The organism is Desulfosarcina sp. (assembly GCF_055467485.1).
The window spans coordinates 1-6,337 of record NZ_JBUOIV010000117.1 but is presented as its reverse complement, the minus strand read 5'-3'; the positions used below and the strand labels follow the sequence as shown (position 1 = coordinate 6,337).

The 6,337-nt window shown below is 59.6% G+C and carries 7 protein-coding genes; 5 read left to right on the top strand and 2 right to left on the bottom strand.

Annotated features, from left to right (window positions below; genetic code table 11):
* Together ACZCED_RS24600 and ACZCED_RS24595 are read left to right on the top strand one after the other, a co-directional pair.
* Positions 1-817 (top strand): ABC transporter permease family protein (locus tag ACZCED_RS24600; protein WP_464862077.1); only part of this gene is annotated, 817 nt, incomplete at its 5' end.
* Positions 818-910: 93 nt separating this feature from the next.
* Positions 911-1,816, top strand: coding sequence for a metal ABC transporter substrate-binding protein (locus ACZCED_RS24595; protein ID WP_464862076.1), 906 nt, complete (start codon positions 911-913; stop codon positions 1,814-1,816).
* 267 nt (positions 1,817-2,083) lie between these two features.
* Here the strand turns inward: ACZCED_RS24595 and ACZCED_RS24590 are convergent, their stop codons facing one another.
* Both ACZCED_RS24590 and ACZCED_RS24585 read right to left on the bottom strand, forming a co-directional pair.
* Complete coding sequence (locus tag ACZCED_RS24590; RefSeq protein ID WP_464862075.1) at positions 2,084-2,995, bottom strand: MBL fold metallo-hydrolase; 912 nt, start codon at positions 2,993-2,995, stop codon at positions 2,084-2,086.
* Complete coding sequence (locus ACZCED_RS24585; protein WP_464862074.1) at positions 2,996-3,319, bottom strand: hypothetical protein; 324 nt, start codon at positions 3,317-3,319, stop codon at positions 2,996-2,998. It abuts the gene before it with no gap.
* On the opposite strand from ACZCED_RS24585, the gene ACZCED_RS24580 reads away from it, so the two are divergent.
* Genes ACZCED_RS24580 through ACZCED_RS24570 form a run of 3 tightly spaced genes read left to right on the top strand, consistent with a single transcriptional unit; the run spans position 3,318 to position 6,060 of the window.
* Positions 3,318-4,223 carry a TRAP transporter substrate-binding protein gene (locus ACZCED_RS24580; protein WP_464862073.1) on the top strand — a complete coding sequence of 302 codons (906 nt, stop codon included), beginning with the start codon at positions 3,318-3,320 and terminating at the stop codon, positions 4,221-4,223. The two genes, ACZCED_RS24585 and ACZCED_RS24580, sit on opposite strands and share 2 nt — an antisense overlap.
* A complete protein-coding gene (locus ACZCED_RS24575) occupies positions 4,189-4,749 on the top strand; it encodes a TRAP transporter small permease (RefSeq protein WP_464862072.1) in 561 nt (186 codons plus the stop codon). Before ACZCED_RS24580 ends, ACZCED_RS24575 begins: the two co-directional genes overlap by 35 nt.
* Before the next feature lie 9 nt (positions 4,750-4,758).
* Complete coding sequence (locus tag ACZCED_RS24570; RefSeq protein WP_464862071.1) at positions 4,759-6,060, top strand: TRAP transporter large permease; 1,302 nt, start codon at positions 4,759-4,761, stop codon at positions 6,058-6,060.
* The last annotated feature ends 277 nt before the right edge of the window (positions 6,061-6,337 follow it).

The window sequence follows — 6,337 nt, the reverse complement described above, 5'->3', positions numbered from 1 at the left end:
CAGGCGACTGAACATTGCGGCAGGCAGGCACCTGGCCATTCTGGGCGATTGTGTGGTCGGGGCCAGAGCCGCCCTGGAACTAAAGCTTCAACCGGGCGACGGTCTGGTCTCCTCTCCGGAAAGCCTCTTCGATCTGGCCGGGGTTTACCCGCTCAAGATGAAGGTGGTGGGCGTTCTCGAAAAGACCCATACGCCAGACGATCTGGCCGTTTTCGTCGACCTAAAAACAGCCTGGGTGATCCAGGGACTGGGCCACGGCCACCAGGATGTCACCCGGCTCAACGACCCGACCCTGGTGTTGAAACGGTCGCAAACCAATGTCGCTGCCACGGCCAAGCTGTATCACTACACGGAGATCAACGAGCAGAATATCGACAGCTTCCACTTCCATGGCAATACAGCGGTCTATCCCATCACCGCGGTGATTGCCGTACCTAATGACGAAAAATCCGGGACGATTCTTCAAGGGCGGTATCTGAACAAGGGGGAGACCCAGCAGATCCTGAAGCCCATGGAGGTGGTCGACGGTCTGCTGCAGAACATTTTTCGTATCAAGAACGTGCTCGACGCCGTGGTGTCGGTGGTGGCCCTGGCAACCGTCATGGCTATTGTTCTTGTGTTTGCTCTGTCCCTGCGGTTGCGCCAACGCGAAATTCAAACCATTTTCAAAATCGGCTGCAGCCGGCTGACCATCGCCAAACTGTTGGCCGCTGAAATCATGATCATCGTGGCCGCCAGTGGTTTTCTGTGCGGTGCCCTGCTGCTGGTTGTAAACCGGGTCTCCAACGATATGGTGAGGATGCTGCTTATCGGCTAAGGTCCTTTTGGCGTTGAGATGCAAAGTCGCTTCGCCCGTTTCATTCAATGGTACCAGGATCCAGCATCAAAAAACAAACACGAGGAGGCTCTCATGTTACTTCAGGCATGTCGATTCAGATGTGTCGCTCTTTTGATAGGTATCCTGTTTATTGGCATCAGCGTCAATGCCGCCGACAGTCCATTAAATGTTTACGTGGTCAACTACCCGCTGAAATACTTCGCCGAGCGCATCGGCGGTCCCCATGTCAGGGTGACCCTGCCGGTGCCGGCGGGAGAGGATCCGGTCTATTGGACGCCGACGATTGCGGATATTGCTGCCTACCAGAACGCCGATCTGATCCTGCTCAACGGCGCCGGCTACGCCAAATGGGTGAGCAAGGTCAGCCTGCCGCGTGCTAAAATTGTGGATACCTCCCAAGGATTCAAAGATCGGTTCATCACCGGTACGGAAATTTTGACCCACAGCCACGGTGCCGAAGGGGAACATGCCCACGAAGGACTGGCATTCACCACCTGGCTGGATCTCTCCCTGGCGGCCAAGCAGGCGGAGGCGGTTGCCGATGCCCTGGCGCGCAAACGTCCCCAGCAAGAAGATCTTTTCAGAACCAATTTTCGCTCACTGGAGAAAGATCTGCTGGGGCTCGACGACCGCATACGGTCAACTGTCTCATCGGACAACGATCTACCGATCATTTTTTCTCATCCGGTTTATGAATATTTCGAGCATGCATACCGTTTGAATGGCAGGTCGGTTCATTGGGAACCGGATCAAGATCCAAGCCCCGATCAGGTCGCTGAGTTGAAGAAAGTTTTGGAAACGCATCCGGCTGAATGGATGGTCTGGGAGGGCGTACCAAACAAGCCCGCAATTGATGTGTTGAAGGCCTTAGGCATTGAAAGTACCGTATTTAATCCTTGCGGGAATGCGCCCCGGAAAGGAGATTTTCTTTCAGTCATGCAGCAAAACGTGACTAAATTGGGAAAAATATTTCGATAACTTATTTTCCAGCCGCTACACAACGTGGCAAATGAATGATCGGTTTTGGGTTATCGCTAACAAAGCTGGAGTAACCTGTGGTTTCATGCCGCTGCTATTTATATTCACTTACTTTGATCGTCCAAAACTGTTGATTATCATTGCGTTACACAACTCCGTTGAACGGCGCGAAGCATTTAATATGGGCAAACCAGAGCGTCGATTTTGGCTTTTCACCCAATGCCCATAGCCGATCGTCGAGCTCCTTCACTTATGACCCAGAAACCTTTAACGTTTCCCCGCTCGTTCCATCTCGGCCGCAATCAACCTGACCTGGGCCGCCAGGTTGAGCCGGAAGGCCGCCTCGGGCTGCTTGCCCTGGCGGCGGGTGCGGTACTCCGCGGCCGCGATGCGTGCCACCACCCGGTCCCGGTCCATGTCTTCTTCCCGCAGGTGCTGTTCGATCATTTGTCGGTAGGCGCGGCAGTCGGCCAGGGCCACTTCGAAAAACCGGATCGCATCCGCTCCGGTGAGCAACCGGTGGTGGGCGGTGGCGATGATCCGGGGGTTCTTGCGGCGGATGCGGTCGATGGATCGCAGATAGTCATCGTAGCTCGACAGAAATTCCGGCGCCACCCAGAAGTCGTCCCCGGGAATGATCCCCAGGGCTTCGCCGGCCACCACCGCTTCAACGTGGGGCAGGAAAAAGCTGAAGCTGTCACGCGTATGGCCCGGCGTGGCCAGCGCCTCCACCGCCACCCCGCCGCCCAGGTCGATGATTTCACCGTCTTCCAGGACGCGGTCCACTTTCAGGCTGCCGTAGTCGAAGTCCGCCGCAGTTAACCCGGCTTCCGCCGGCGTGTCCGCCGCCAGGTCGCGGTTGAGGCGGGTCAGGGTTTCCATAACCCCGGGCCGCGCCAGGTGCTCCACCAGAACGGCGCCGGCGGCCACCTGCATGGTCGGTAAATGCCGGAGCAGAAAGGGGGCTCCGCCCACGTGGTCGAAGTGCAGGTGGGTGAGCAGCAGCGCATCCGGTTCCCGGATGCCGGCCGGCCGGCGGCGGATGTCCGCCAGGTAGGCCGGTCCCATGAAGGCCGGCCCGGCATCGATGAGAACCGTCCGGCGCTGACCCGCCACCAGAAACACCGGAAGCGGTACATTTCCCAGCCGGTAAAATCCGTCGGCGATTTCATCCATCATTTAAATTTCTCCGAAATTTAAATGAAATTTATCAAAACCGCGTCCTCCAGACAAGGGCGCTTTATAACCAAGATTGCTATTGACACCAAATTGTAAGCCGTTATAATCTTTGGCGATTTTTGGAGCGAGCTGCGCTCGAGCGCTTTGGCAATGCCCGTTTGCCGATTTTTTCACAGGCGCCGGATTCCCGCAACCGATAAATGCCATGGAGAAAACAGCTGTGAACTCAATGACGAGATGGGTTATTGGAATATTGATTCTGCCCTCAATTTTTTTTGTAAGCGGCGCGGCGGCGGCCAAGGAACTCAAACTGGCCCATTTCATGCCCGAGGAGCACATCCTGCACCGGGAGGTGTTCACGCCGCTGGCGGCGGCGCTGGCCGAAGCCACCGGCGGAGAGCTCACCATCACCATTTACTCGTCGGGCGCGCTGGGCAAGGGGCCGGCCCAACAATACAAGCGCGCCGTCGAGGGGGTGGCCGACATCACCTTCTGCATTCAAAGCTACACGGCGGGCATATTTCCGCGCTCGCTGCTGCTCACCCAGCCCGGGGTGGCCATCACGGCCGAGGAAGGCACCCGCAAGCTGTGGGACATCTACGACGCCTACCTGCAGGAAGAGTATGCCGAGATCAAGGTCCTGGGGATCTGGGTCATGTCACCCCCGTGCCTGATCACCCGCAGCGCCCCGGTACACACCGTGGCCGACCTCAAGGGCATGAAGGTCCGCATCGGTTCACCGCTGATCTCCCCCCTGATTCTTTCCTGGGGCGGGGTGCCGGTGGCCATGCCGGTGACCGAAGCCTATAACGCCCTCAACACGGGCATCGTGGATGCGGTGCTGGTTCAACCCAGCGCCCTGTATGAATCCTGGAATCTGGCCGAAGCGGGCAAATATGTTGTGGACAACATCCCCGGCACCTCCTCCATGGCGTTTCTGGCCATGAACAAAGAGAGCTGGAAAGCCCTGAGCCCCGCTCAGCAGGCGGCCCTGGACCAGCTGACCGGCCGTCAATTCAGCCTGCGCGCCGCCGCGACGTGGGCCAGCCTGGATGTGGACGGCCTGCAAAAAGCCCAGGCCGACCCGGAAGTGACCTACATCAAGCTGACCGCCGCCCAGCGGCAGGAATTCCGCAAGGCTGCTCAACCGGCCATCGACCAGGACCTGGATCAGCTCGAAAAACAGGGTGTCCATGCCAGAGAAATCTTCAACGCCATCAAGGACTAAACCGGCCGAGGCACTGCCTGACCGCGCCCTGGCCGGCGTCGAACACCTGGTGCGCTTTACAGCGCTGTGGGGCGGAGGGGCGATGCTCTTTGCCCTGACGGGGCTGACCGTCACCGACGTGGTGCTGCGCTATTTGTTCAATGCGCCCCTGTTCGGGGCCCGGGATGCGGCCAAGCTCATGCTGCTGATCGCTGTTGCCCTGTCGGTGGCCTACAGCGCCCGCACCGGCGGTCAGGTGGCCATCGAAGTGTTCAGTTCTTTGATGGGGCCCCGTATCACCCGCTGGACCGAAGTGTTCGTGCGCCTGGCGGCCCTTGGCATGCTGGTGGTGCTTTCCTGGCGGCTGTGGATCAGCGGCCTCAACGCGGGCCGTTTCGGTGAAGCCTCCCTGGCGATGCAGATCCCCTTCAAACCGTTTTATTTCATCCTGTCCGCCGGCATGCTGCTCTATGCCCTGGTGCTGGTGGTGGAAATCCCCCTGTTTCTGCGGGGACGGCCGGGGGACCGGACCCCCCCCGCCCTTTAAGGCGCGCCCATGCACCCGGCAGCCATCGGTTTCATCGGCCTGGCGGTGTTTTTCGCGCTGCTGATCCTGCGCATGCCAGTGGCCATGGCGATGCTGATCAGCGGGTTCGGCGGCATCGCCGCCATCAACGGCCTGCCGGCGGCCTACGCCACCCTGAGCGCGGAAACCTTCGAAATCGCCTCATTCCTGGAACTGAGCGTCGTGCCGCTGTTCGTGTTCATGGGCAACCTGGCCGGCTTGTCGGGCATGAGTCGGGATCTCTACGATGCGGCCTACGCCTGGGTGGGGCACCGGCGGGGCGGCCTGGCAGCGGCCACCATCACCGCCTGCGCCGGCTTTGCCGCCCTGAGCGGCTCCTCTTTTGCCTCGGCGGTGACCATGGGCCGCGTGGCGTTGCCCGAGATGCGGCGGTTCAACTACCACGACGGCCTGGCCACCGGCTGCGTGGCCGCCGGCGGCACCCTGGGCTATCTGATTCCGCCCTCGTCCGGCTTTGTAATTTATGCGATTCTGACCGAGCAATCCATCGGCAAACTCTTTATCGCCGGTGTGCTGCCGGGTATCCTGCTCACCGGGCTGTTCCTGCTGACCATTGCGATCCTCACCCGTATAAAGCCGGAATTGGGGCCGGCCGGTCCCAAGGCGGATCTGGTGGAAAAGTTGACGACCCTGCGCCGGGCCGCAACGATCATCGGCATCGTAGGGGTTACCATCGGCGGTATTTACGGCGGCATCATGACGCCGGTAGAAGCCTCCGGCGTGGGGGCGTTTCTGACCCTGGTGGTGGCGGCGCTGCGCCGCTCGCTCAACCGGGAGAGCGTCAAAGTGGTGGTGCTGCACACCCTGCGCACCACGGCCCTGACGTTCATGATCCTGATCGGCGCCCACGTCTTCATCCCATTTATGGCCCTGTCCCGAATACCCGGAACCCTGGTGATCTGGCTGACACACCTGGACATGGGACCCGTGGGCATCCTGGTCGTGGTCCTGGCCACCTACGTGATTCTGGGGACATTTCTGGAAGGCATTGCCATGCTGGTTCTGACCTTGCCGGTCGTGTTCCCGGTGATACTCGAACTGGGCTACAGTCCGATCTGGTTCGGCGTCATCGTGGTGATCGTTCTGGAAATGGGGCTGATCAGCCCGCCGGTGGGGGTTAACGTGTTCGTCGTCAAAGGGGTTGCACCGGATGTTCCCCTGAACACCATTTTCAAAGGCATCTGGCCCTTCTGGCTGGCCATGCTGCTGTGCCTGGCGCTTCTGGTCGCTTTTCCGCAGATTGCGCTGTTCCTGCCCAACTCGATGTTCTAATTTTGGAGGCCCCTCCCGCGTGCCTGGGAGGGGCCTCCAAAATTAAATTTAAAAAATTTTCAACAAACCCGTCTGACGCAACCGACCTAACTGACCCAACTGACTCAACTGACTCGATTGACCGAACAGGGCAGCCGTTGGCCGGTGCTGCCCGGGACAAGTCACGGGAATACCATACTAGTTTCGGGGCAGGTCGACCGGCTCGCGGCCGGGAGCGGCGATGCCGCGACGCTCCAGCAGCGAGCCGTCCTGCTGGTATAGATCGACCAGCGCTTTG

Excerpts from the sequence above, each read along its gene's own strand:
- ACZCED_RS24570 (WP_464862071.1), top strand. The coding sequence starts at position 4,759 with ATGCACCCGGCAGCCATCGGTTTCATCGGCCTGGCGGTGTTTTTCGCG.
- ACZCED_RS24590 (WP_464862075.1), bottom strand. The coding sequence starts at position 2,995 with ATGATGGATGAAATCGCCGACGGATTTTACCGGCTGGGAAATGTACCG.
- ACZCED_RS24575 (WP_464862072.1), top strand. The coding sequence starts at position 4,189 with ATGCCAGAGAAATCTTCAACGCCATCAAGGACTAAACCGGCCGAGGCA.
- ACZCED_RS24580 (WP_464862073.1), top strand. The coding sequence starts at position 3,318 with ATGCCCGAGGAGCACATCCTGCACCGGGAGGTGTTCACGCCGCTGGCG.
- ACZCED_RS24595 (WP_464862076.1), top strand. The coding sequence starts at position 911 with ATGTTACTTCAGGCATGTCGATTCAGATGTGTCGCTCTTTTGATAGGT.
- ACZCED_RS24585 (WP_464862074.1), bottom strand. The coding sequence starts at position 3,319 with ATGAAATGGGCCAGTTTGAGTTCCTTGGCCGCCGCCGCGCCGCTTACA.